The 22,480-nt window shown below is 41.6% G+C and carries 22 protein-coding genes, 1 tRNA gene and 2 riboswitches; of the genes, 8 read left to right on the plus strand and 15 right to left on the minus strand.

From position 1 onward, the window contains the following. Positions 1–24: 24 nt before the first annotated feature. Positions 25–732: a class I SAM-dependent methyltransferase gene (locus EO126_RS09230; RefSeq protein ID WP_164726735.1), complete on the plus strand. Its 708-nt coding sequence runs from the start codon at positions 25–27 to the stop codon at positions 730–732. Positions 733–942: 210 nt separating this feature from the next. On the opposite strand, the gene EO126_RS09235 is transcribed toward EO126_RS09230, so the two are convergent. The 5 genes from EO126_RS09235 to EO126_RS09255 form a co-directional block, all read right to left on the minus strand. Continuing rightward, complete coding sequence (locus tag EO126_RS09235; RefSeq protein WP_006556228.1) at positions 943–2,349, minus strand: pyruvate carboxylase subunit B; 1,407 nt, start codon at positions 2,347–2,349, stop codon at positions 943–945. 233 nt (positions 2,350–2,582) lie between these two features. Then, positions 2,583–2,903, minus strand: coding sequence for a hypothetical protein (locus EO126_RS09240; RefSeq protein WP_006556227.1), 321 nt, complete (start codon positions 2,901–2,903; stop codon positions 2,583–2,585). Positions 2,904–3,017: 114 nt separating this feature from the next. Continuing rightward, a complete protein-coding gene (locus tag EO126_RS09245) occupies positions 3,018–3,926 on the minus strand; it encodes a hypothetical protein (protein WP_006556226.1) in 909 nt (302 codons plus the stop codon). Positions 3,927–3,934: 8 nt separating this feature from the next. After that, a complete protein-coding gene (locus EO126_RS09250; protein WP_006556225.1) occupies positions 3,935–4,882 on the minus strand; it encodes a phosphodiester glycosidase family protein in 948 nt (315 codons plus the stop codon). Positions 4,883–4,898: 16 nt separating this feature from the next. Beyond that, entirely contained in the window at positions 4,899–5,711 is an 813-nt protein-coding gene (locus EO126_RS09255; protein ID WP_006556224.1) for a polysaccharide deacetylase family protein, read from the minus strand. Between the two features lie 200 nt (positions 5,712–5,911). Here EO126_RS09255 and EO126_RS09260 point away from each other — a divergent pair, with 200 nt between their 5' ends. The 7 genes from EO126_RS09260 (at position 5,912) to EO126_RS09290 (ending at position 12,034) form a co-directional block, all read left to right on the plus strand. Beyond that, positions 5,912–6,697, plus strand: coding sequence for a carbon-nitrogen family hydrolase (locus EO126_RS09260; protein WP_127008603.1), 786 nt, complete (start codon positions 5,912–5,914; stop codon positions 6,695–6,697). Between the two features lie 252 nt (positions 6,698–6,949). Next, positions 6,950–7,036 carry an Ada metal-binding domain-containing protein gene (locus tag EO126_RS10985; protein ID WP_330939615.1) on the plus strand — a complete coding sequence of 29 codons (87 nt, stop codon included), beginning with the start codon at positions 6,950–6,952 and terminating at the stop codon, positions 7,034–7,036. Between the two features lie 235 nt (positions 7,037–7,271). Further along, complete coding sequence (locus EO126_RS09270; protein ID WP_051018257.1) at positions 7,272–7,766, plus strand: helix-turn-helix domain-containing protein; 495 nt, start codon at positions 7,272–7,274, stop codon at positions 7,764–7,766. A 158-nt stretch (positions 7,767–7,924) separates the two neighbouring features. Then, a tRNA-Ser gene (locus EO126_RS09275) sits at positions 7,925–8,015 on the plus strand. A 173-nt stretch (positions 8,016–8,188) separates the two neighbouring features. Next, a complete protein-coding gene (locus tag EO126_RS09280) occupies positions 8,189–9,538 on the plus strand; it encodes an esterase-like activity of phytase family protein (RefSeq protein WP_164726736.1) in 1,350 nt (449 codons plus the stop codon). 323 nt (positions 9,539–9,861) lie between these two features. Further along, positions 9,862–9,953: riboswitch (SAM riboswitch) on the plus strand. 143 nt (positions 9,954–10,096) lie between these two features. After that, positions 10,097–10,930, plus strand: a complete 834-nt coding sequence (locus tag EO126_RS09285; protein ID WP_127008605.1) for a MetQ/NlpA family ABC transporter substrate-binding protein — start codon at positions 10,097–10,099, stop codon at positions 10,928–10,930. Positions 10,931–11,022: 92 nt separating this feature from the next. After that, a riboswitch (SAM riboswitch) is annotated at positions 11,023–11,114 on the plus strand. 89 nt (positions 11,115–11,203) lie between these two features. After that, positions 11,204–12,034 carry a MetQ/NlpA family ABC transporter substrate-binding protein gene (locus EO126_RS09290; protein ID WP_127008606.1) on the plus strand — a complete coding sequence of 277 codons (831 nt, stop codon included), beginning with the start codon at positions 11,204–11,206 and terminating at the stop codon, positions 12,032–12,034. Positions 12,035–12,307: 273 nt separating this feature from the next. On the opposite strand, the gene EO126_RS09295 is transcribed toward EO126_RS09290, so the two are convergent. From EO126_RS09295 to EO126_RS09335, 10 genes are all read right to left on the minus strand, one after another. Continuing rightward, positions 12,308–12,703 (minus strand): cytidine deaminase, encoded by a 396-nt coding sequence (locus EO126_RS09295; protein ID WP_006556217.1) that lies wholly within the window; start codon positions 12,701–12,703, stop codon positions 12,308–12,310. Positions 12,704–12,750: 47 nt separating this feature from the next. Continuing rightward, positions 12,751–14,067: a thymidine phosphorylase gene (locus EO126_RS09300; RefSeq protein ID WP_231160805.1), complete on the minus strand. Its 1,317-nt coding sequence runs from the start codon at positions 14,065–14,067 to the stop codon at positions 12,751–12,753. A gap of 75 nt (positions 14,068–14,142) precedes the next feature. Further along, entirely contained in the window at positions 14,143–14,859 is a 717-nt protein-coding gene (gene deoC, locus EO126_RS09305; protein WP_225723690.1) for a deoxyribose-phosphate aldolase, read from the minus strand. Between the two features lie 57 nt (positions 14,860–14,916). Next, complete coding sequence (locus EO126_RS09310) at positions 14,917–15,537, minus strand: 3'-5' exonuclease (RefSeq protein ID WP_006556214.1); 621 nt, start codon at positions 15,535–15,537, stop codon at positions 14,917–14,919. Between the two features lie 458 nt (positions 15,538–15,995). Then, positions 15,996–16,577 (minus strand): oxidoreductase, encoded by a 582-nt coding sequence (locus tag EO126_RS09315; protein WP_206168765.1) that lies wholly within the window; start codon positions 16,575–16,577, stop codon positions 15,996–15,998. Continuing rightward, positions 16,540–16,725 carry a hypothetical protein gene (locus EO126_RS10845; protein WP_006556212.1) on the minus strand — a complete coding sequence of 62 codons (186 nt, stop codon included), beginning with the start codon at positions 16,723–16,725 and terminating at the stop codon, positions 16,540–16,542. Before EO126_RS10845 ends, EO126_RS09315 begins: the two co-directional genes overlap by 38 nt. 263 nt (positions 16,726–16,988) lie before the next feature. Further along, the gene (locus EO126_RS09320; RefSeq protein ID WP_127008608.1) at positions 16,989–17,354 is read right to left on the minus strand and encodes a MarR family winged helix-turn-helix transcriptional regulator; all 366 of its coding nucleotides are present in this window, start codon (positions 17,352–17,354) and stop codon (positions 16,989–16,991) included. A gap of 224 nt (positions 17,355–17,578) precedes the next feature. After that, a complete protein-coding gene (locus EO126_RS09325) occupies positions 17,579–18,838 on the minus strand; it encodes a nickel-dependent lactate racemase family protein (protein ID WP_127008610.1) in 1,260 nt (419 codons plus the stop codon). Between the two features lie 28 nt (positions 18,839–18,866). Further along, positions 18,867–19,370, minus strand: coding sequence for a GNAT family N-acetyltransferase (locus tag EO126_RS09330; RefSeq protein WP_127008612.1), 504 nt, complete (start codon positions 19,368–19,370; stop codon positions 18,867–18,869). Between the two features lie 220 nt (positions 19,371–19,590). Continuing rightward, the gene (locus EO126_RS09335) at positions 19,591–21,702 is read right to left on the minus strand and encodes a YadA-like family protein (protein WP_127008614.1); all 2,112 of its coding nucleotides are present in this window, start codon (positions 21,700–21,702) and stop codon (positions 19,591–19,593) included. Between the last annotated feature and the right edge of the window lie 778 nt (positions 21,703–22,480).

The following is a 22,480-nucleotide window of genomic DNA, read 5'->3' on the forward strand; positions in this document are numbered from 1 at the left end:
AGATTGTACGAACAGGAGTCTGTCATGGATATAAATCAACGAATAGAATCTTATTGGGATAAACGCAGCGAAGCCTTTAATGAACTGCGTCTACAAGAATTAAAAAGCCCTAACGCCAAAGCGTGGCACGCCTTATTGGCTCAGCATATCCCCCTCGACAGGCCCCTTAGAATCTTAGATGTAGGAACCGGCACAGGGTTCTTCACATTTTTGCTGTGCCATCACGGACATACCGTAACCGGGATTGATATGTCTCAGCAAATGGTCAATCATGCCCGACAAAATGCCTCCACCTTTCATAGCACGGCTACCTTTGAAAAAATGGATGCCACGAAGCTCGCCTATGAGGACGGCACCTTCGATGCCGTCTTGAGCCGCAATCTCACCTGGACTTTGCCGGATCCGAAAGCAGCGTATACGGAATGGCTTCGCGTTCTAAAACCAAGCGGTGTTATTTTAAACTTTGATTCCGACTACGGCAAAACAACCTTTGCCCGTAACGAAGGTCATGTTCACGCCAATGTAGACGGTCATATTCTCGATGAATGTACGGCCATCAAAAACAGTTTGGCCATTAGTCAAGAAACACGCCCGGCCTGGGATTTAAAAACCTGTAAACAACTGGGTGCTCACGAAGTAAGTCTTGTTCCCGATGTGCGTCCTTATGTACAACAAGATACAAATTTACAATACGAAGAAATCCCTATTTTCATGATGCGCGTCGTGAAATAGGGATTATAGGAAAAAACGGTTCTCTAAGCTGCAGTATTAACTGCAACCGGGAGAACCGTTCTATTATGCCTCAAATGAGGCAAATACTATTAAATACCAATATAAAAATAACCATGTTACTCAAGGTTCCGTACAAACAGTACAGGCTTTAGAGCAACATGGTTATTTATTTAGACTGACAATCTGTCAGCTAAGTTCATTTGTTACAAATTATTCGCGTGGAAGGTCGATTTCTTTAAGAATAACTTGTTTGCTGTGTTTTTCGAAGAACTGTAAAGCTACTTCAGGGAACATAGCATAGGACAATACGTCTTCATCAGTGAAATTCTGGTAACCAAGTTCGCCCAATTTCTGACGATACATTTCCAATTCAGGTTGGATAAGGTCAGCAGGACGGCAAGTAATAGGTTCTTCGTCGCCGATGATTTTCTTACGAATATCTTCGCTGATAGGTGCAGGTAAACGACCATATTTACCGCGTACCAAATCTTTAACTTCGCTAGGAGTCATAGTGTAACGTTCCATTCCGTTTGCCATGAAGTTAACGTTCATCATAGCCATAGTACCAACGATCTGGCTGGTAGGAGTTACCAATGGAGGGTAACCGAGTTCAGCACGAACTTTAGGCATTTCGTTCATAACATCAAAGAATTTGTCAGCCATGCCCATTTCACGAAGCTGGTTCTGAGTGTTGGACAACATGCCGCCAGGAATCTGGTAATGACGAACTTCAGGTAATACTTCATGTGCAGGAGTAATGCCGAATTCATCAGCGATTTCTTTGCGAACGCCACGGAAGTATTCAGCCAATTCACGAAGAGCGGCTAAATCCAAACCGGTATCATATTCAGTACCGCGGAACATTTCAACGATACTTTCAGTTGCAGGCTGGGAAGTTGCATGACCGAATGGGCTTAAAGCTGTATCGATTACGTCAACACCGGCTTCAACTGCTTTTAAGTAAGTAGCGCTGGCAAGACCGCAAGTGAAGTGACTGTGTAAGTCGATCATCATGTCTTCGCCCAATGCTTTTTTAAGATCCTGAATCAAGGATACTGCATCGTATGGAGCCAACAAACCGGACATATCTTTAATACATAAAGAATCCATGCCCATTTCTTTTAATTCTTTGGCTACATCAACGAACATCTGGTTGGTGTGTACAGGGCTGATAGTGTAAACCATAGTACCTTGTACATGAACGCCTGCTTTTTTACCTGCTTTAATAGCAGCTTCCATGTTGCGAGGGTCGTTCAAAGCGTCGAAAATACGGATACGATCGATACCGTTTTCTTTAGCTTTTTTAACGAATGCTTCTACTACATCATCAGCGTAGTGTTTGTAGCCCAATAAGTTCTGACCACGTAACAACATCTGCAATGGAGTATTTTTAAGATGAGCTTTTAACGTGCGAAGACGTTGCCATGGATCTTCGTCCAAGAAACGAAGGCAGCTGTCAAATGTTGCGCCGCCCCAACATTCCAATGCTTCATAACCTACCGCATCCAATTTTTCCAATACAGGCAACATCTGGCTGGTACGCATACGAGTTGCCAAAATGGATTGATGACCATCGCGGAGGACGGTTTCCATGATTCTTACTTTTTTCGCTTTCATAACTCCTTCTCCTTCACTGTCGAGATGAATTGTTCACTGCCACTCCATAAAACCTTCCACATTTTACAGATGTTTACAATTCATATCCTCTTAAATTACGCTTATGACGGATACCTGCTGTCTGCCTCAAAGGCAGTCTCTGTATTCGTCTCACATATCTATTAGACTACTAATGACTTTCTTTGTCAACATATTTACAATACGGATTACTCATAAATATATATTTATATTTATTATTTATTTTTTTTAGGAGCTGTTTCAATTAGAATATTGCGACCATCTTTCTTAACTTGAATAGAAAAATCACCGTAACCGTCTTTATAATATTCCATCTTGATATCCAATAAAAGTTTACCGATTTGCGTTTCCACTTTTTCCGTCAAAAACTCACGATAAAAGGCTTCCTGACTGTTTGCCGGCGACTTTCTTAACGGTGCCGGACGACGGGCAGCCGCTTCCCCTTTAAGCATGGCGGTCTCAAAGGTTTCTTCTTCCTTTACATTTTTGAACATATCGGCATCACTCAAGCCTTTTTGAATTTTAAATTTAGCCATAATACTCTTCCTTTCAACTATAAAACGAGAAAAGGCCTGCTACAGCAGACCTTTTTCTCTTACCTATGCATAAACCTCATAATTAACACCAAAAGTCTGTTTATGCTCTATTTATTACTTTTTATTGTCACCGCCGGTACTCGAACGTTTGTCTTCAATCGTTTTCTGAATGGAAGCAACCGTAATGTCTTTTAAATCCTGTGGTGTAGCAAACGTATCTACCGTTTCAAAACCTACGCCGAGACGGCCCTGCATTACCGATAATGCTTTGTCGTCCTCATCTACTTTAGCGATATAAATATCCTTGTCTTTATCTACACCGATCAAACGATAACGGCCCGGCGGATTAATAACACGCCAGCCCCCTTCGGTGCCGTTAAACATAAACACATCACCGGTACGCACATTATCATAGAAGAAAATATCTTCATCATAGAAAACGGCAATACGACCGATATTGGATGCCTGCATATAAACGCGGCGCGTATCATAGTTCGCATCCGTACGGTAAATACGGTACGCATTATCAGCCACTTTAATTTTCATGTACACCACGTTAGTCGCTGTGGAGAACGCAGCATCCACGATTTTGCTGTCAGACGGCAAATCTTCCATGGTCGTATCCACTTCATGTTCCGGACTTTCCGGGTCAAATCGAGCGAGTACCACATTGCCCGATGTACCGCCATAAAGGCCCATAATAGCCAAGTCACGATCCGGCAACCATTCGAAATAGCTTACCTGACGTCCTTTTAAATCAATATTGGTCGGTGTTTTATCACCGGACTTATAAACTTTAACGGAATCCTGAGTTACCACGGCCATATACTTATGACCTTCGGAGTAATATTTATTACCGTCCCCTACATCAGGGAAATTACCGTCTTTTTCCTGACCGTCACTGGCCGTTACTTCAAAATCCGTAGTCGGGGCGAAGTAAACTTGATCTAAGTAGTAATAGATGCCGCCCTGCAAGGCCAAGCCCAGTGCAAAAGCTGTCATTATTTTACCAAACGATGCCATAGCCCCTCCTATTCAACAATAAAGGCAGTCGGAATCATCCGCTCACCCAATAAATCTGCCGGCTTATTCACAACTTTGCCGTTATAATACAAGGTCGTACTGGATCCGCCATCCAAGTTGGCCGCAATGTAAGCGCCTTCTTCATAGAGTACATCCTGTACGTCACGAAGCGTGGCCCCCGTAGAATAGCCCGGTTGACGTCCGTCGATAACAACGAAAATAACCGTACCGTCTTTTTTCTGACCGATAGCCGTACGCGGGCCGATGCCCCAACCGCCGTCACCGTCGGTAATCATCTTTTTGCCGTCAACAATAAGCGGCGGTCCGAATGTAATCCCTTCAACCGCATCCATATCGGACAATTCCATCTTAGTATACGTACCGGCAATCAAGTTGCCCTGTTTCGTAAAGCCGACAAAATCAACCGCTTCATCAGGTCCTACATCTTTACCGATAACATAATTGCCGTCCTGCATAATGAAACCATATGGCAAACGACCCGTACCGGTACCGTTCGGATCATGGAAGCCGCCGGCGTTAATAGCCGCTACCGCATCATTATCCTTGGCAATATTACTTACTGTTTCCCCTTTTTCCTGAATGTTTTTAGCCGTAGCTACTTTAACACGACGAGGATCCGGAATCTCCAATACATACCCCACATAACGAGTGGATTCAATCTTACGCAATTTAAGCGTCGTATCCTCACGAGCTTTAAATTTGAATAAGTCCTGACTCCGTACCGTACCTACGGTGCCCAGAATCATATTGATTTCGTCTTGATTAAACAACCAAGTTATATACTGTGGATGACGCGAACGCATAATCGCCCCCACAACGGTTCGTTTCAGATTATCAAAAGGGCCGAACAACACAACAATCGGTGATGTTACTGCGGTAAAAATAAACATTACGAGTATAAATTTTACCCACCCTCTGCTAAAAAATCGTTTCATCCTTTACTCCTATCTTCTATAAATCGGTATAATCCTCAGTCGTAATACGCTCTTCAAAATGAGCCAAATCTACCGCATTACCTATCCAAATACGATGTAAAGCATACGGATTATCACCTTGGTGAACCCAACCCGGATTCATGGTTACAGCAAGCAAAATACCATTTTCTTCGGCTACTTTTTGCGTATAATCATCTTGACGACCATATGGATAACAGAACCATTTATTGTCGATACCCAACTGCTCTTTAAGAGCCGTTTGCGCTTTCACAATATTAGCCAACTGTTCTTTATCCGACAATTCGTTCATACGCACATGATCATAGCCATGGCTGGCAATCGTCACGCCGCCTTTTTGCATTTCTTTAATCTGATCCCAAGTCAACCGTGTGCCTACATCACCCGGATTTACATACACCGTAGCGGCAAATCCGTATTCTTTAAGCACCGGATATACGATACTGTACGTATCGGCATAACCGTCATCAAAGGTAAGTACGACCGGCTTTACCGGTACTGCTTTACCATGACGAACATAATCATTTAATTGTTCCATCGTAATCGGATTGAAGCCTTTGTCATGCAATAACTTCATTTGCGCTCGGAATAAGTCTTCTCGAATTACCGCATCATTGTCTGCATCGGGTCCCACTTTGTGATACATGAGTACCGGAATCCCTTTAGGTACCGCTGTAGCCACTGTAGTCTCTGTCTTAACTGCAGCCGGTTTTGCCGCATCGGGAGCCGGCTCTTTTGTATCGGCCGCACAGCCGGCGATTAGCATCATAAGCCCCCACATTAAGCCCAAGACCAATATGAAACGTTTCATAATAAGCCTCCTACTTATTCAATTGTCTTCTAAAAACATTTATACACTCTATATTATATCACAAAGAAATGCGCTATGCCTATTGACAGCGAATCAAATCGGCTCCTATACTCTAAGTATATTCGAATAATAAATATAACATTAAAGCAATAAACTCAGATGAAGTTATTTGTAAAAAATCAGAAAGGAGTTTTTATCTTATGGAAAAGAAAATCGCCCTTTTGCAAATGAATATCGCAGCCGGCGAAGTTGAACGAAACTACGCCCACGCGGCAGAATTAATCAATACTGCAGCAGAATCCAAACCGGACATCATCGTGCTTCCCGAAACCTGGAACACCGGCTTTAAAATGACGGAAAAGCTACCGCAAGAAGCCGATGCAAATGGTGAGCGCACTAAAACCATGCTCAGTGAACTGGCAAAAAAGCATGACATCAATATCGTGGGCGGCTCAGTCGCCACCTTACGTAATAATAAAGTATATAACACCACCTTCATCGTTGACCGTAAAGGCACTGTAATCTCAGAATTCGACAAGCTTCACGGATTCTCACCGGCCAAAGAAGATCAGTACTTCCAAAGCGGTGACCATACACATCGTTTCTTCTTAGACGAAATTCCTTGTTCCAGCGTCATTTGCTATGATATTCGCTTCCCGGAAATCATCCGCAAGACAACCGTGGAAGGTGTCGATTTATTCTTCGTACCGGCCGAATGGCCAACCTTACGTCTTCGTCATTGGGAACTTTTGAACACAGTCCGCGCCATTGAAAACCAGGTGTTCTTATGTGCCGTGAACTCGTCCGGTCACATCGGCAAAGTGGAAGCAGCCGGTAATTCTTTACTCCTCGATCCGTGGGGTGAAGAAATTCTCCACCTCGGTAAAGACGAAGAAATTGCCATCGGCACCATTAATTTGAGTGTCATTCAGGAAATTCGGAATAAGATTAATGTGTTTAGAGACAGACGGCCGGAATTATATTAAAATCAGCTTATCGGCTTTGCACCAAATATACTGCCCTTCACATTCAACTTATGCTTGGTTTTAAATAGCAGCCCATTTGGCTGACTATTCTTTTATAGACAACAAAGAAAGGTTGTGACCGGTATGAATTTATTTCTTAAATCTGTAACTGTAGCGACATTGTTAATCACTATGGCTTTACCGGCCTTTGCGTACACGGGGAATTCACGAACGGCAAAATTCCACTATGACGGCTGCAAGTAAGCTCAAAAAATAAGCCCGGCAAACCATGTGTATTTTGATAGTCGTGATGCGGCAGTCAACAGTGGCTACGTACCTTGTAAAGTATGTCGTCCTTAATTAATTGCTGAAAACATGACAGTCACAGACATAATAAGCATAATTACCTCCCCATTAGAACCAAAAACTGTTAGACAAAGCAGTAATTAAGGCGTATGATATAGACATTATTATAAATTATACATAATTTTGAAATGTTTATATTCTTTGTAATGTTCAATGTAGGAGTCAGTCATCATCCTGCGGCTATCCTTCTCTATTGCATAGAATATACCACAACGGGGAGGCGTATGTGGTGAATCCTAAAGACAAAGAAAAAAAGTATGTTACTCCTGAATTAAGAAGTCCTCATGTTGCTGAAGCCACTGAATCTTCAAGATTGGCTCAACGCACAGCACGCCGAATGATTGCCCGACGAGCCCACTTCAAACTGTTAAACGAAGACGACAGTGTGCTGGCATTCTCAAAACTTTGGACTCCAAGAATTGACGTGAAGGTTCCCGGCGACGGAGATCCGCACGGTGATGCCCTATATCATTGCCTGGGCTGTAAGATTTCACATTTACGCAAAAGCAAAGGTTGGTTGCAAAAAGACTTAGCCAGAGAAACAGGTATTAGTGTCAGTTACATCTCGAAACTCGAACGGGGCTACCGCATCGAGGGTGTAACGCTGGATATATTAATTACCCTTGCCAATATTCTCGACGTAACCATTAAAGAGTTATTCGATTTTTCAAAAGAAGAAATTACCTTAGCCTACTATCAGCTGGAACTGCAAAACTACTCGTAACCCGGTCCTGCCCCGGATTAAAACGCAACAAGTTCACATAATATCCGTTTAATATAAATATAAAATCTTTTCGACACCAAAATCTTCGTAAATTTATAATTTCGTGATTGACAAGTTATTTACTTTCCCTTATACTATTAAAGTACGTTACACGACATGGAGAGGTGTCCGAGCGGCTTAAGGAGCATGATTGGAAATCATGTGTGCGGTGATACCGTACCGAGGGTTCAAATCCCTCTCTCTCCGCCAGGTCTAGAAGAGCTATCTGATTAATCAGATAGCTCTTTTTTCATGTCTGCTTTTAACTTCATTATTTACTCTACTATTTTACATACTCCTTACTTTTTCATTACGAATCATTGATAATCCCTTGATATAATCAGCTTACATATGCGAAATACATAATTTTCTGGAGGTGCATGATGAAAATGAAAAAACAATGGAAGTGCTTACTCGCCCTAGGTATGACTCTTACAACCATAGGAGGCATCGGCTTTGCGGCTGATGGTGTACAAACAACATCCTACATCGTCAATGCTGACAAATTCCAATTGCCTTATGCCGGCAATGAAGCCGCTTTTAACCACAAAATCAACCCCGGTTACGGCTCCGCTCTTGCTTTAAAATCGATCAACAAAGACGGCACAATGGAATTCTATGCCATCACCGACCGCGGTCCTAACGGCGACATTCCAACCTATGTGAAAGACGGTAAAAAAGTATCCGGGAAATTTTTCCCAACACCAAACTTCACACCTAGCATCGGCATTATTAAAGTTAATCCGGCCAAAGATCGTGCCGACATCATCAAATCTATTCCATTGAAAGTTAACGGTAAAGCTATTACCGGCAAACCGGTTCCATCCGGTCTTACGGGCTCTACCAATGAAGTAGCCTTAGATTTCAACATGAACAACTTGGGCACTGACGTAAACGGTCTCGATACGGAAGGTATCTCCCTCGATAAAGACGGTAACTTCTGGATCAGTGACGAATACGGTCCATTTGTAGCCAAAGCAGACAAAAAAGGCAATATTATTGAAAAATACGGTCCGGGCATGGGCTTACCTTCAATTTTAGCCAACCGTGTACCTAACCGCGGCAGTGAAGGCGTTACCGTTGATGAAAACGGCAATGTATTCGCTTTCATTCAAAGCCCGATGGATATTAACGGTAAAACTGCCAAAACAGCCAAATATATCCGCATCGTTGAACTCAACCCGGTAACCAAAGCTACCACTATGTATGCTTACCCTGTAGATACAGGTTATAAAAACACCGGTGCTGCCAAAATCGGCGATATTACCTCTATCGGCAACGGCCAGTTCCTCATGATTGAACAAGGCAAACAAAACGGCAAAATGCAGAACCTCATTTACAAAGTAGACCTTAACGGTGCTACCCCTATTCCTAACAATGGCGATCTCGAACTTGGTCTTTTAGACGGCCAAATCGTTCCGGCTCATAAAGAACTCGTACTCGACTTACGTGCTCAAGGTTGGGATATTGAAAAAGCCGAAGGCCTTGCTCTCTTGCCTGACCGCAAAACTATCGTAGTTGTTAACGACAATGACTTCGGTATGGACATCAACTTAGAAGACAAAGCGGTAGCCAAACCTGAATTAGACGACTACACGTATGACGCTGACAAAAAAGTCATGATTTATGATGAAGACAAAACACCTCATGACGTAACCATCAGCCTTAAGAAAAATGCTCCGGGCGAACAGCAAAGCCAGATTTGGTTCTTCACTTTACCAAAAGCTTTATAATACTTCAAACAACCTCTATCAACCTCAACAGCTTTGGTAAATAAAGACCAATCAATACCTACTAATAAACAACAAAACCTCACAACCAATAAAAAAGTGCAGCAGCCTTGCGTTGTTGCACTTTTTATTTGCCTTATATCATTGAAATCCGGACCGTCCCTTGCTATTTCTTTTTCCACGTCCATTTACACTCCCACTTCCACTATGAGCATATCATTTATATTTTCTAAATATATTTTTCAAAGTATTTTTAAATTTTATTTTTCCTACTTTGCAAGTATGATTTGCTCATGCTATAATCACAAAAAAGAAATTCAATAGCGATATTATCAAGAGTGATGGAGGGACTGGCCCTATGAAATCCGGCAACCATTCGATGGTGCTAATTCCTGCGGCATGTACCGAGAGATAACAAAGAGGTAACGATGACATAGGAATAAACGGTCATCGTTTTTTTATTACTCACATCACTACCCTATTTTTGTATCGGGGATGCAATAATAGGCATGAATTTCTGTTTGCAATTATTTCATTTGAGAGAAAAGTAGAATTTTAACTATGAAGAAATTTTTATCCGTAGCCGCCACATTTGTATTAGGCAGTGCTCTACTACTTGCCGGATGTGGCAGTGACCAAGGCAATGCCACATCCGGCTCTGACAAAAGAGTAACGTTAACTGTAGGGGCCGCCCCTGTTCCGCATGCTGAAATTCTGGAACAGGTAAAAGACAAATTAGATAAAGAAGGTGTAGACCTTAAAATCGTTGAATTCAGTGACTATGTCAAACCTAACCTTGCGTTGCATGATAAAGAGTTAGACGCCAATTTCTATCAGCATATTCCTTTCATGAAAAAATTTGAAGAAGAACATAATATGAAATTTGTGTCAGCCGGTGCTGTTCACATCGAACCAATGGGGATCTACTCCAATAAAATTAAAGACAAAAATTTACAACAATCGGTTCCAAACGGTGCTAAAGTTGCGATTCCAAATGACCCGACCAACACGGACCGTGCTTTACAGTTATTGCAACAAGCGGGTCTGATTACGTTAAAAGATCCTAATAATATTTATTCAACCAAATTAGATATTGTCGGTAATCCTAAAAACCTTGACATTATTGAACTGGATGCGGCGCAAACACCAAGAAGCCTTAGTGATGTCGACCTTGCGGTTATTAACGCCAACTATGCACTGGGTGCTCAATTAAATCCGTTAGCCGATGCTTTATTCTTAGATTCCAAAGATTCTCCATATGCTAACTTAATTGCCGTTCGTCCCGGGGATGAAAATCGCCCTGAGATTCAAAAACTCGTAAAATCTATTCAATCGCCTGAAATTAAAAAGTTTATTGAAGAAAAATACAAAGGGGCCGTATTACCGGCTTTCTAAATGAGGGTTTTACACACATTTGATAATTCTGTTCTTTCCCCCTTTACAAATTTGTCCCCTCATGCTATACTAACGAAAGAATTAAATACGGACTGTTATCGAGAGTGATGGAGGGACTGGCCCTGTGAAATCCGGCAACCATTCGATGGTGCTAAATCCTGCGGTATATACCGAGAGATACGAATTAAATGTAGGCGACTCGGTTTTACCGAGCCGCCTTTTTTATTCCCGATGCATTTCGTAACCGTTTTTCTATTTTGAGGAGGTAGAGATATGAGAAAATTATTTGCGTTAGCAGCTGCTGCTATTTTGGGGAGTGCCTTATTATTGGCCGGTTGTGGCAGTGACAACACAGCATCCGCCGGCAGTTCCGGCAAAACAACGATTACAGTTGGTGCATCACCGGTTCCACATGCTGAAATCTTGGAACAAGTTAAACCGTTATTGGAAAAAGAAGGTATTGACCTTAAAATTGTTGAATTCACCGATTATGTAAAACCTAACTTGGCACTTAATGACAAAGAATTGGATGCCAACTTCTTCCAGCATTTGCCTTATCTTGACAAGTTCGATAGCGAACATAACTTAAGTCTTCAATCTGCCGGTAAAGTTCACATTGAACCAATGGGTATTTACTCCAAAACAATTACCGACAAAGACTTGAACGCCGTTTTACCTAACGGCTCTAAAGTAGCGATTCCAAATGATCCAAGTAATGGCGGCCGTGCCCTTCTTCTTTTACAAAAAGCAGGTCTTATCACTTTGAAAGATCCTAACAATATCTATGCTACTAAAGCAGATATCGTTTCCAACCCTAAGAATCTTGAAGTCGTAGAATTAGAAGCTGCTCAGTTACCACGCAGCTTAGATGACGTAGCTTTTGCTGTTATCAACACTAACTACGCTTTGGAAGCAGGTCTTGATCCACTCAAAGGTGCTTTATTCTTAGAAGATAAAGATTCCCCATATGCTAACATCGTTGCCATTCGCAAAGGCGACGAAAATCGTCCTGAAATCCAGAAATTAATGAAAGCCTTACAATCTCCTGAAATTAAAAAATTCATTGAAGATAAATACAAAGGCGCTATCTTACCTGCATTCTAAATCGTAAGATAATTTGAAACACAACAACAAATACAACTAAAAGCCCGCTGAAGTGATTCTCATCTGAACACTTCAGCGGGCTATTTTTTTATGCAGTTAAGTAGCAAACCATATTTTAAATAGTGAATTATGTTTTAAGTAGTGAACCATGTTTAAAGGAGCGTAAGTGACGCATAAACATGTGTGAATCTCTTAGTTCGCTGCGTAAAATTTTACGAAGTAAAATTCACAGCCGCCGAACAGGACGCATTTACAAAGTACTTAGTGCTCATATCACACTAAGTCTTTCGGTCCGAAGCTGTGCGGCAACAATTCATCCATCGTATAACTTATAACCTGCCCCGCTTCATCTTCCAGAAAAATCTGCGGAATATCGAATTCAAGCATTACCTGCCGGCAAGCACCGCAAGGCATACAGGGATTACTTTTCAAGCCGACGACAGCGATGGCCTTAAACGATGTATAACCTTTCGCAATAGCAGTCTGAATTGCACCGCGTTCGGCACACATGGTGAGACCATATGAAGCATTTTCTACATTACAGCCGGTTATGACCGTACCGTTTTCACTGAGTAACGCCGCCCCAACAGGAAAATTTGAATACGGACTATATGAATGCAAGGCCGCCTCTTTGGCTGCCTCAATTAATTTTTGTTGCCATGCTTCCATGGTTATCCTCCTCGGATTATTTCATAATTGATTACACTTATTCGTGATTATATATACCGTTCCGTACCTTCGACCGTAACTCTGGCAAATACCAACGGCCGTTTAGCCGGTAGTGCATCCTCAATCGTCAAAGCATTTAAATAGCGCGTTTCACCTTCTGCCAAGGTATTTTTCGAACTACTCTGCAGATAAGCAATAACTTCGTCTTCTGTAACTACATCACCTGTCTTTTTAAGCATCCAAATTCCAGCCTTATAATCGATGGTATCTGTCTTTGTATAACGTCCGGCTCCCAAAGCTAAAGCCGCCCTTCCGCAAGCTTCCGCATTCATATGCGTAATATACCCCGATTTAGGTGCTGTAACAGCCTTTTTATAAGCCGCTTCGGCAAAACTCGGATCAGTTAACACGGACGCATCACCGCCTTGAGCAGTTACCATTTCAACGAATTTATTAAAACCGCGACCGCTAGCCAATGTAACCTTTGCCATGGTTACACAGTCTTCATAGACTCCTTTACCGCCAAGATACAGCATATTGGCCGCTAACGTTATTGATTCTTGAATCAAATCAGCAGGACCTTCACCGCGAAGGACTTGCACGACTTCAGCGATTTCCGTCGCATTGCCGATAGCCTGCCCCAAAGGTCTATCCATATCGGTAATAAGAGCCACCGTTTGACGTCCGTTGTGATTACCGATAGCCACCATCGTTTCCGCCAAGCGTACCGCATCATCCAGCGTTTTCATAAAAGCGCCGCTGCCGACTTTAACATCCAGCAAAATAGCATCACTGCCGGCTGCTAATTTTTTACTCATCACGGAAGAGGCAATGAGCGGAATACTGTCCACCGTTCCCGTCACATCGCGCAGAGCATACATCAATTTATCCGCCGGTGCCAAATTACCGGATTGCCCCGTAACGGCTACGCCGACTTTTTTGACAATATCCAAAAACTCATCTTTAGAAAGAGCCACATTCACATGTGGAATAGATTCTAATTTATCTATAGTGCCGCCCGTATGACCGAGGCCTCGGCCCGACATTTTGGCTACGGGCACACCGCAAGCCGCCACGATTGAGGCAATAATAAAGGTCGTTTTGTCGCCCACACCGCCGGTACTGTGTTTATCCACCTTAATACCTGCTATCGAACTCAAGTCGATTTGTTCTCCCGACTCCGCCATAATCATGGTCAAATCGGCCGTTTCCACATCGGTCATGCCTTGAAAATAGACAGCCATGAGCCAGGCACTCATCTGATAATCGGGAATCTTGCCGCTTACGTAATTATCTATGATGTACTTTAGCTCGTCCTTCGTATGAGCCTCGCCATTGCGTTTTTTGATAATTAATTCATTCATATGCATAATATCACCTGTTTTCGTGAAAACCGCCGCAGCGGTACTCATGTTGCCAACCGCTATGAAATATCGTCGCTATTTCTCCGACATTGTATCCGACTTGAATGTTTCATCCAAACGATTCGTTAAAAGACCTACGGCCGCACTGGCGCCGATGCGATCACAACCGGCTGTCAAATACGCTACCATGTCTTCGATAGAGCGAATACCGCCGGCGGCTTTAATTTTAACCCCGGCACCGATATGTTTTTTGAATAGTAACACATCATCCAGCGTAGCTCCCGCTGTGCCGAATCCGGTTGAAGTTTTTATAAAATCAGCACCGCCATCCGTTACCGCTTGGCAAAGAGCGATTTTTTCAGCTTCTGTTAAATAGCAGGTTTCGATAATGACTTTAAGCACCGTTTTACCACAGGCAGCTTTAATAGCCTTAATTTCTTCCACTACGTTCGCATAATGGCCGTTTTTAACCATGCCTAAGTTGATAACCATATCAATCTCGGAAGCACCGTCGGCAACAGCTTGCTTAGTTTCCGCCACTTTAGCTGCTGTGGTCATGTAGCCCAACGGAAAACCGATAACCGTACAGATTGTTACCTCTTCTCCGTATTTTTCATACACCGGTTTCACATAGGACGGCGGAATACAAACAGAGGCAGTTTCAAATTCCACTGCCTCTTCCACTAACTGCTGAATAGCTGCCCAATCAGCCGTTGCCTTCAACAAAGTATGATCCACATGTTTTAAAATATCTCGTCCCGTATAACTCATTACTGCCATTTTGTCGCTCATACGTCACCCCGCACCTAAATACCAATACCTATTCACATCTCTAACTATTATTATCGATTAAAAGAACGACATCTGTTCACCGGCTGCCTCTTCTTGTACTTTTTCACGACGATCTTCGGTAATGAAAGATTCTTTAGCAAGTCCGATATTAGCCAGTAACTGTTCCATAGACTGCACACCGCGTTTTTTAGCGGCTGCAATAGCCACCTGAGCACAAATTTCCGCATCATCCAAAGCGTAGTGATGTTTAAATTCATAACCCAAATAAGCTGCCAATGTATTTAATTTATGATTTTGCAAATCAGGCCAAACGCGTTTGGAAATTTTTACCGTACAAGTAAAATCGAGCTCCGGCCATTCAATATTATAATGATCCAAAGTAGCTCGTAATACGCCGATATCAAACTTCGCATTATGGGCAATGACCAATTTACCTTTTAGGTGATTTTCATAAATAGCCGGCCATAATTTATCAAATGTCGGTTTATCCATGACTTCCTGCGGTTGAATCTCATGAATGGCGATACATTCTTCATCGAACTGCATGAAAGGCGGTTTAATGAGACTGTAACCGCGTTTAGTAATTTGTCCGTTTTCAACGGTTACCACAGCTAACGAGCAAGCACTGTTCGCATATTTATTGGCTGTTTCAAAGTCAATAGCAACAAAGTTTATCATAATCATACTCCTTATGTTATAAATCAAATAATCAATCTACGAATTTATTCATATTTTTATACGGATAATACCACTAAGCTTTATTATCACTGACTTAATAGCGATATTCCGTACCGATAGTATATCGAAACTTCTACCTTTTATTATACTCCATCTGATAAGTTTTATCATCTTTTTATAGACGCTAAATTGTACTTTTTAAAACAGTATTTGGCCATTATAATCCAGCCATTGCAGTAAGACAAAAACACCGCAAGTGACGCGCATGGCCTCTCATCCATACGTGCCGTCTTACGGTGTATTGTGCAATATTAAATCTGAAACAGATTTTGATTTATATAAACTTCCCTCTCAGGGAAGGCGCAATATTATATTAACAGATTATCTATGTAAAAGCCGGAGGCTGTAATTATTCTCAAGGCAACTTGTGCCTGTTTTTAACAACAATTCACGTTGTCTTATTTAACAAGTAAATGTGGGGTTTTCATTTCCATAAAAGCATACGTCCCCGGTGCAATCATAAGCAAATCTTTATCCTGCAAATTCAATTTAGTGCGGATTTCGCTGTCGCGGTTAGCCAAAATTTTGTGGAACCATTTAGGGTCGATCAATACGCCGGTGCCGATAGCGGCAATATCCGAGTACTGAAGAACCCATTCCACGTCTTCGCGAGTGTGAATATCACCTACGGAAACGAGCGGTAAACGACCGTTAATTTTTTCATACACATATTGCAACATAGATTTGTCGGCATATTTTGCTATATTAGTAGCACGATCATAGCGCGTTAAGGAAATGTGCAAGTAATCTAATTCTTTGTCGGCTAATTTATCAACGAGCCACAAAGTTTCTTCCAAATTGAAGCCCGAATCGGTTTCTTCACGTGGGGAGAAACGATAACCTACGATGAAGTCTTTTTTACCGGATTCTTTAACCACTTCAATAACACCATCTACGACACGTTCAATAAAGGTGTAGCGTTTTTCCATGGAGCCGCCCCATTTATCGGTGCGACGATTGGATAATGAATAAACCTGCACCGCCGGTTCGCATGCCGTAGTAAGCAATTTCGTCACCGGTCACTGTGCCGTCATAATAACTCATACGCGTCGTCATTGGCGGAATAGCCAAACGATTCTTCAATACGACACCGTTTCTTAATTTAACTTGTTCCGTTAACTGTTTCATCAAATAAATCTCCTTATCTGCTGACTATGACGGCTATTTCAAACGTCATTATTTCTTCTCTATCTGAACAATAGTGTTGCCTATTGAAATTTTCACCACAAGCACGCTTTTACTAATATGCATGCTCATGCATGTATCTATGTAAAAAAATATATGTAAACAACCTAAGCAGTAATCACGTCTCATTACTGCTTAGATTGGAATTACTGACAGCTACTTAACTTCATAGCCGGCCATTTACCGGTCGGTTGTCTCATACAGCCTTACTTATAATAACGCTGAAGCACTTCTTCTACAACTGTTTTCGCTTCTGTCAGTCTCTTCAAACCACAATCCGTAATGGCGATATAAACGCCTCGTTTATCGCAATCGCAATCGACCCGTCGAATAGAGCCGCAATTGCTACCTTCCATGCGAACGATCATACGCGACATAGCACTTTGGCTAAGTCCCATATACTCTTGCAATATATTCAAACGCATTTTCTTTTCTTCGCTGTGCGCCAAAAAGTATAATACGTAATACCCGTTTAATGTTAATGATGTTCTCGCTTCTAACTCTTTGCTCAATGCATCGGTTATATCTTTAACTCGTCTTATATCGACTAACCATTGATTCATGAAAGCCATCAACTCACCTCCTCTAAATGCATGCACATGCATTTACTTTGTTTAGTATAAAGCATGCTCTAAAAAAATGCAACCCCTAAATTTAAAATTTTCTATCTTTTTAAACTTAGGGGCTGCGAAGCCTTTATATATCAAGGTTTTTCTGATTTATTTTTTTACAAAATTAAGCTGATTACATCAATTCTAACCGTAAAACTGATGGATTATTGGCTAAATTTTATCTTTTATTTCAAAATAGGCACAGTATAGGAACCGTGTGGCATCAACAAGATTTCAGCATCTTTACCGAGTTTTGCTTCAGCCAGTTTCAATGCTTCTTCTAAAGAATGAACCGGAGTGAAAAAGGCTTTACGGGCGTACTCGTCATCGAGGCTGGACATCAAGTAGAAATCGGCTTTTTTCATCAAACGAGTAACGGCATACGCTTTATGACGACCAATCTGGAAGTCACGGCGAACTGAATCTTCGATAGCCTGTATAGAATGGAAATCATTCACTGTTTCATCAAAAATAGGCGAACCGGAACCTTCACGGCATTCAGCCAATAAGATGACTACGCCGCCCAGTGCTACGGCACGAACCGCATTGTCCATAGTCTTTTGAGACTGGTAAATATTAATATCCTTTGGATAACCGCCGGTTGAGGCAATAACAATTGGAGCCTGTCGTTCAATGACTACACCGTTTTGCGAATTTACAAAATCGCAAGCAGTTTTATGTGCAGCAATATAATCACCGGCAAACACGCCGGTAAATTCTTTTTCACCGTTTAACACTACATTGAGCAAGAACGTTGGTGGGCACATAGCCACGCCTTCCATTTGGTCATCATAGATAGGGTTGCCTTCCAAATGACCAAGTGTCGCTTTATCATCAAGCATGAGGCTGTGGTTTTGACGAATCGTTTCATAGGAAGCTACGCCCGGTAAAATGGCTTTACGACCGCCGCCGAACCCGGCAAAGAAATGATGTACTACAGAACCCGTACAGATAATATGATCCGCTTCAACTACATGACGATTGAGCCATACATCGGTACCGAAGGAAGTTGTGCCCACATGTACGAAATCTTCCTTTTTCTTCGAACTGGAGTTGTACATGGCAACACGACCGGCTGCTTCTATCCCCACCTCACTAATCATTTCAGCCTCTGTCATGTCACGATGTGTCCCTAAAGCGAATATAATCTTAATATTTTCGTCAGGAATCCCCACTTCGTTCAACTCATCAAGAATAATCGGCATGAAAACATGGGTATTGGCAATACGGGTCGTATCATTGGCGATGATAGCCACTGTTTCGCCGGCTTTAAAGAGTTCTTTGAACGGTTTGGAATCAATCGGATGTGCCAAAGCCTCTTTAATCGCTGCTTCCGGATCTTCTATCACCGGCGTTTCTGCCATATGTAATTCCCCAATAATTCTCTTTTCATCCAAGCTGCAATCAATCATTTGATTGCCATAGTGAAATGAGTAAGTTTTCATGCGTAAGCCCTCCATTGTAATGCCTATTTTATACTAATAATGTGTATGTCTCCGTATCCTGATAACGGCCTTTTTTGATGCCTACTTCAGGCACAGTACCGGAGAATGTAAAGTTAAATTTGTTATGTAACGATACGCTCGCATCATTGCCTGCCGTAATAACAGATACAACGAGATGAATGGAGTCATCGTCTTTAGCCAATTGCAAAATATCCCCCATTAAGCGACTGGCTACGCCCTTACCGCGATAGTTCGGGTCAATGTAAATAGATAATTCCACCGTGCTGGCATAGGCTTCTTTGCTGCGATATTCGGACAACGTTGCATAACCGCAAACTTTACCATCAATTTCAGCTACCAAGAGCGGATGGTTTTTAATATTGTGGTTTTCAAACCAAGTAATCCATTCATCAATGGTACGCGGTTCAATGTCTAAAGTTGCCACACCATGCACTACTTCATAGTTGTAAATGTCTAGTAATATTGGAATGTCTTTGCGTTCGCCAACGCGAACTTTAATTTCTGCTTTCATGTAAAACACCTCTTCTTCTCAAGTTTATTATTATACAATTATAGCACATGAGGAGATAATTGGGGTAAAAAGGTAAAGGTTGGAAGGTTTAATAAAGTGGTAGCCATATAAAATAAAAGGCACGGTCGCTAATACGACCATGCCTTTATTTATTAACTATATAATATCTTATTTAGCAAGGGCTGCTTCCAATTTTGCCAAACGAGCTTTCAATTCATCATTATCTGCTTGTAAAGAAGCAATACTCTTGTTCTTGAACCGCTAGTTTCTGATCCTGTGCTTCCAATTTATTAGCCATTTCAGTTTTACTCATATTGTTATATGGGGACAATTCACCGAATTTGAAGGAAACACCTGCATTATACATATCGTCGCCACTGCCTATCGAAGCTGCAATGTTGAACATGATATCGTTATTAGGACGATAGAATGCACCTACAGCTGCTGCTTTTTCACCTTTATAACCACCCATGCCAACGGCAAAAGATACTTTTTCATCAGAATCAAAATCCAATGGATGTAAAGCGGCTAATGCAGCCGAACCGGCAGCTACTCTATTGATTTCCGTGCCTAAGCGTGAAATCTGCTGACTATTGCTCATCGTTTGAGCTGCTACATTGTCGATAGATTTCTGCAATTCATCACGAACTGTAACAACCTGATTAACTGTTGCCGCATTCATAGAACCGGCTACTAACGGGGCTTCACCTACATTGCTGATTACCTGTCCATTAGCATTAATCCCGTCAGTGGTAATGTAGGTATTACCGCCTACCGTGATGCTGTTTTCTACTATAAGATCAGTCGGTACATCATTGATTACGGCTGTGACAGAGCTTGAAGCACCACTATCGTCAACACCTGTACTGCCTGTATTACCTGTATTACCTGTATTCCCCGTATTTTCTGTATTACCGGTATTGCCTATATTCCCGGTATTGCCTGTATCTCCTGTATTACCGGTATTGCCTATATTCCCGGTATTGCCTGTATCTCCTGTATTACCTGTATTACCTGTACTACCGGTCTTCCCGGTATCACCTGTATTGCCTGTATCACCTGTGTTACCTGTATTTCCGGTGTTATCGGCTGATCTATCATCACCCGGATTAGTAGTACCTTGATTACTGCCTTGTCCTCCGGTTGAATTATTGTTATTTACTAAATTACTAACTGATTTGTCAATGTTATCTACACGATTCGTAAGATCGGTAATATTTTGATTTATGGCATTGTTAAATTCAGTTACCTTTGAAACTACAGTTTTTAACTGAGCCACATTAACGGCATCAGTATCGGCACTACCGGCTGCTACGTTAATAATTTGACGTGTTTGAGCCTGTCTAATAATGTTTCCATTAGCATCATAAACAGCAGAACGGCCCACACTTACTGCACCTTCGGTAGATTTATAGGTAGCTAAAATAGAATTTTTAGCGGCAACACTTTTTTCATCTATGTTATTAGCGGCTTCGAAGGCATCTAACTCACTACTAGCATCTTTTTGTGCCTTATCCCATGCCTGCAAATTCTTATAATCTGCTTCACGTGCAACTTCATCAGCATACGTCGTAGTAGTCATTTTGGCCAGTTGCTGATTATAGCCCTGATAGTATGCCATGTAAGTCTGACGTAACCGTTTCCATTCACTATATGTATCGGCAGATATATTATTATTTTTGTAAAAATCAGTGACCGTCTTAATAACTGCTGCATCTCCACTGGCTTTAGCTAATACTATATCATTCGCTCTTGCATCACCATAACGCAGACTTAAATCAGCAGTAAAATTCTTATCAAATGGAATATATCCATACTTACCAAATGTGCGATCCGCCACAGCTCTATCACCTAAAGCAACTGCACCGCCTCGATGAAGATCATAGGTAGCGCCACCAATAGTAGTCCCGTTACCAAGTGCTGTACCGCCATTCAATGCATTAGAGCTCTCCCCTATAGCTACACCACTATTATTAGATCTCGCATTATAGCCAAAAGATGTCCCGTCAACGGCTAAGGACGAATTCCCAACAGCAGTAGCATATTCATTAATATGACGTTTTTGTAGCGTTACACCGGTATTAAATTGGGAGGCAATTGCACCTTTGCCAATAGCTATACCTCCAACGGCTTTTGAATTAATCCCAATTACAGTAGCCGAGTTAACACCGAAGTTACCACTACCAACCACCACTGAGGAGGTCCACCCTTCATTTGAATAGCCAATGCTGGTTGCTCCATTATTAGCAAAATTATCAAAACCAATAGCAGTAGTCGTCTTACCATTTAATGATTGGACATTATTTGGTTTAGCTGTATTACTCGCTGTCAAATCAAGTTTTTCTGCCGAAACGAATGAATAGCTGCTGATTAATGCCAATAAGGTTGCTGTAACACGTAACGATACTTTTTTTTATTTTTTAGAAACGCCCAATTTTTGTTTTAACATAATTACACCCCTAAATCCCCCTCATTAAACACCTGTTATAAAAAGATAAAAAGTTAATTTTTAATGAAATTTTCATTAACATTATCAATTAACTACTATATTAATCCATTATTTTATCAATTGCAATAGTGTAAAGATTGAATGAATTCCATTTTAGTCCATTTTCTACGTATTCATAAGGTAAAATAGCCTAATATTAATCAATAAGGAAAATTAAAAAGACACACCAGAAGGTGTGTTGAAGAGATTATACGTGATTTAGAATGCGGGTGCATTACTTTGCTTGCTACAGAATAGTCTGTCATGTGATGCTATGAGCTCTAATGGGTTAATGCTCTATTTAGTGCGTGACCGCATTACTTCGCTCGCTGCGATTGAGGCTACTATATGATGATTGTATGTATTGTAATGGCTTAATGCTCTATTTATTTAGCAGGTGGCCGCATTGCTTCGCTCGCTGCGTTTTATGTTAGTTAGGCACGCTGAGTACGTCCAGCTCTAATCAGCGACTACCTTATCACTCTCGCCTTTACTTCGTTCGGCTCGAAAGAAAGTGATGCAATACAATTTGCGCGTCGCACTCACTTCAATCAGCGACTACCTATGTGTTCGGGCCTGTGGATTTTGCAAAGCAAAATCTTACGTCCCGAACTACGCGATG

Origin of the sequence: Veillonella seminalis, assembly GCF_003992065.1 — a bacterium.
GTDB lineage: Bacteria > Bacillota > Negativicutes > Veillonellales > Veillonellaceae > Veillonella_A > Veillonella_A seminalis.

Bases quoted from the DNA above. Each gene is read 5' to 3' on its own strand.
- EO126_RS09230 (WP_164726735.1), top strand. From the start codon at position 25: ATGGATATAAATCAACGAATAGAATCTTATTGGGATAAACGCAGCGAA.
- EO126_RS09235 (WP_006556228.1), bottom strand. From the start codon at position 2,349: ATGAAAGCGAAAAAAGTAAGAATCATGGAAACCGTCCTCCGCGATGGT.
- EO126_RS09240 (WP_006556227.1), bottom strand. From the start codon at position 2,903: ATGGCTAAATTTAAAATTCAAAAAGGCTTGAGTGATGCCGATATGTTC.
- EO126_RS09245 (WP_006556226.1), bottom strand. From the start codon at position 3,926: ATGGCATCGTTTGGTAAAATAATGACAGCTTTTGCACTGGGCTTGGCC.
- EO126_RS09250 (WP_006556225.1), bottom strand. From the start codon at position 4,882: ATGAAACGATTTTTTAGCAGAGGGTGGGTAAAATTTATACTCGTAATG.
- EO126_RS09255 (WP_006556224.1), bottom strand. From the start codon at position 5,711: ATGAAACGTTTCATATTGGTCTTGGGCTTAATGTGGGGGCTTATGATG.
- EO126_RS09260 (WP_127008603.1), top strand. From the start codon at position 5,912: ATGGAAAAGAAAATCGCCCTTTTGCAAATGAATATCGCAGCCGGCGAA.
- EO126_RS09280 (WP_164726736.1), top strand. From the start codon at position 8,189: ATGAAAATGAAAAAACAATGGAAGTGCTTACTCGCCCTAGGTATGACT.
- EO126_RS09285 (WP_127008605.1), top strand. From the start codon at position 10,097: ATGAAGAAATTTTTATCCGTAGCCGCCACATTTGTATTAGGCAGTGCT.
- EO126_RS09290 (WP_127008606.1), top strand. From the start codon at position 11,204: ATGAGAAAATTATTTGCGTTAGCAGCTGCTGCTATTTTGGGGAGTGCC.
- EO126_RS09295 (WP_006556217.1), bottom strand. From the start codon at position 12,703: ATGGAAGCATGGCAACAAAAATTAATTGAGGCAGCCAAAGAGGCGGCC.
- EO126_RS09300 (WP_231160805.1), bottom strand. From the start codon at position 14,067: ATGAATGAATTAATTATCAAAAAACGCAATGGCGAGGCTCATACGAAG.
- deoC (WP_225723690.1), bottom strand. From the start codon at position 14,859: ATGAGCGACAAAATGGCAGTAATGAGTTATACGGGACGAGATATTTTA.
- EO126_RS09310 (WP_006556214.1), bottom strand. From the start codon at position 15,537: ATGATAAACTTTGTTGCTATTGACTTTGAAACAGCCAATAAATATGCG.
- EO126_RS10845 (WP_006556212.1), bottom strand. From the start codon at position 16,725: ATGAAACAGTTAACGGAACAAGTTAAATTAAGAAACGGTGTCGTATTG.
- EO126_RS09320 (WP_127008608.1), bottom strand. From the start codon at position 17,354: ATGGCTTTCATGAATCAATGGTTAGTCGATATAAGACGAGTTAAAGAT.
- EO126_RS09325 (WP_127008610.1), bottom strand. From the start codon at position 18,838: ATGAAAACTTACTCATTTCACTATGGCAATCAAATGATTGATTGCAGC.
- EO126_RS09330 (WP_127008612.1), bottom strand. From the start codon at position 19,370: ATGAAAGCAGAAATTAAAGTTCGCGTTGGCGAACGCAAAGACATTCCA.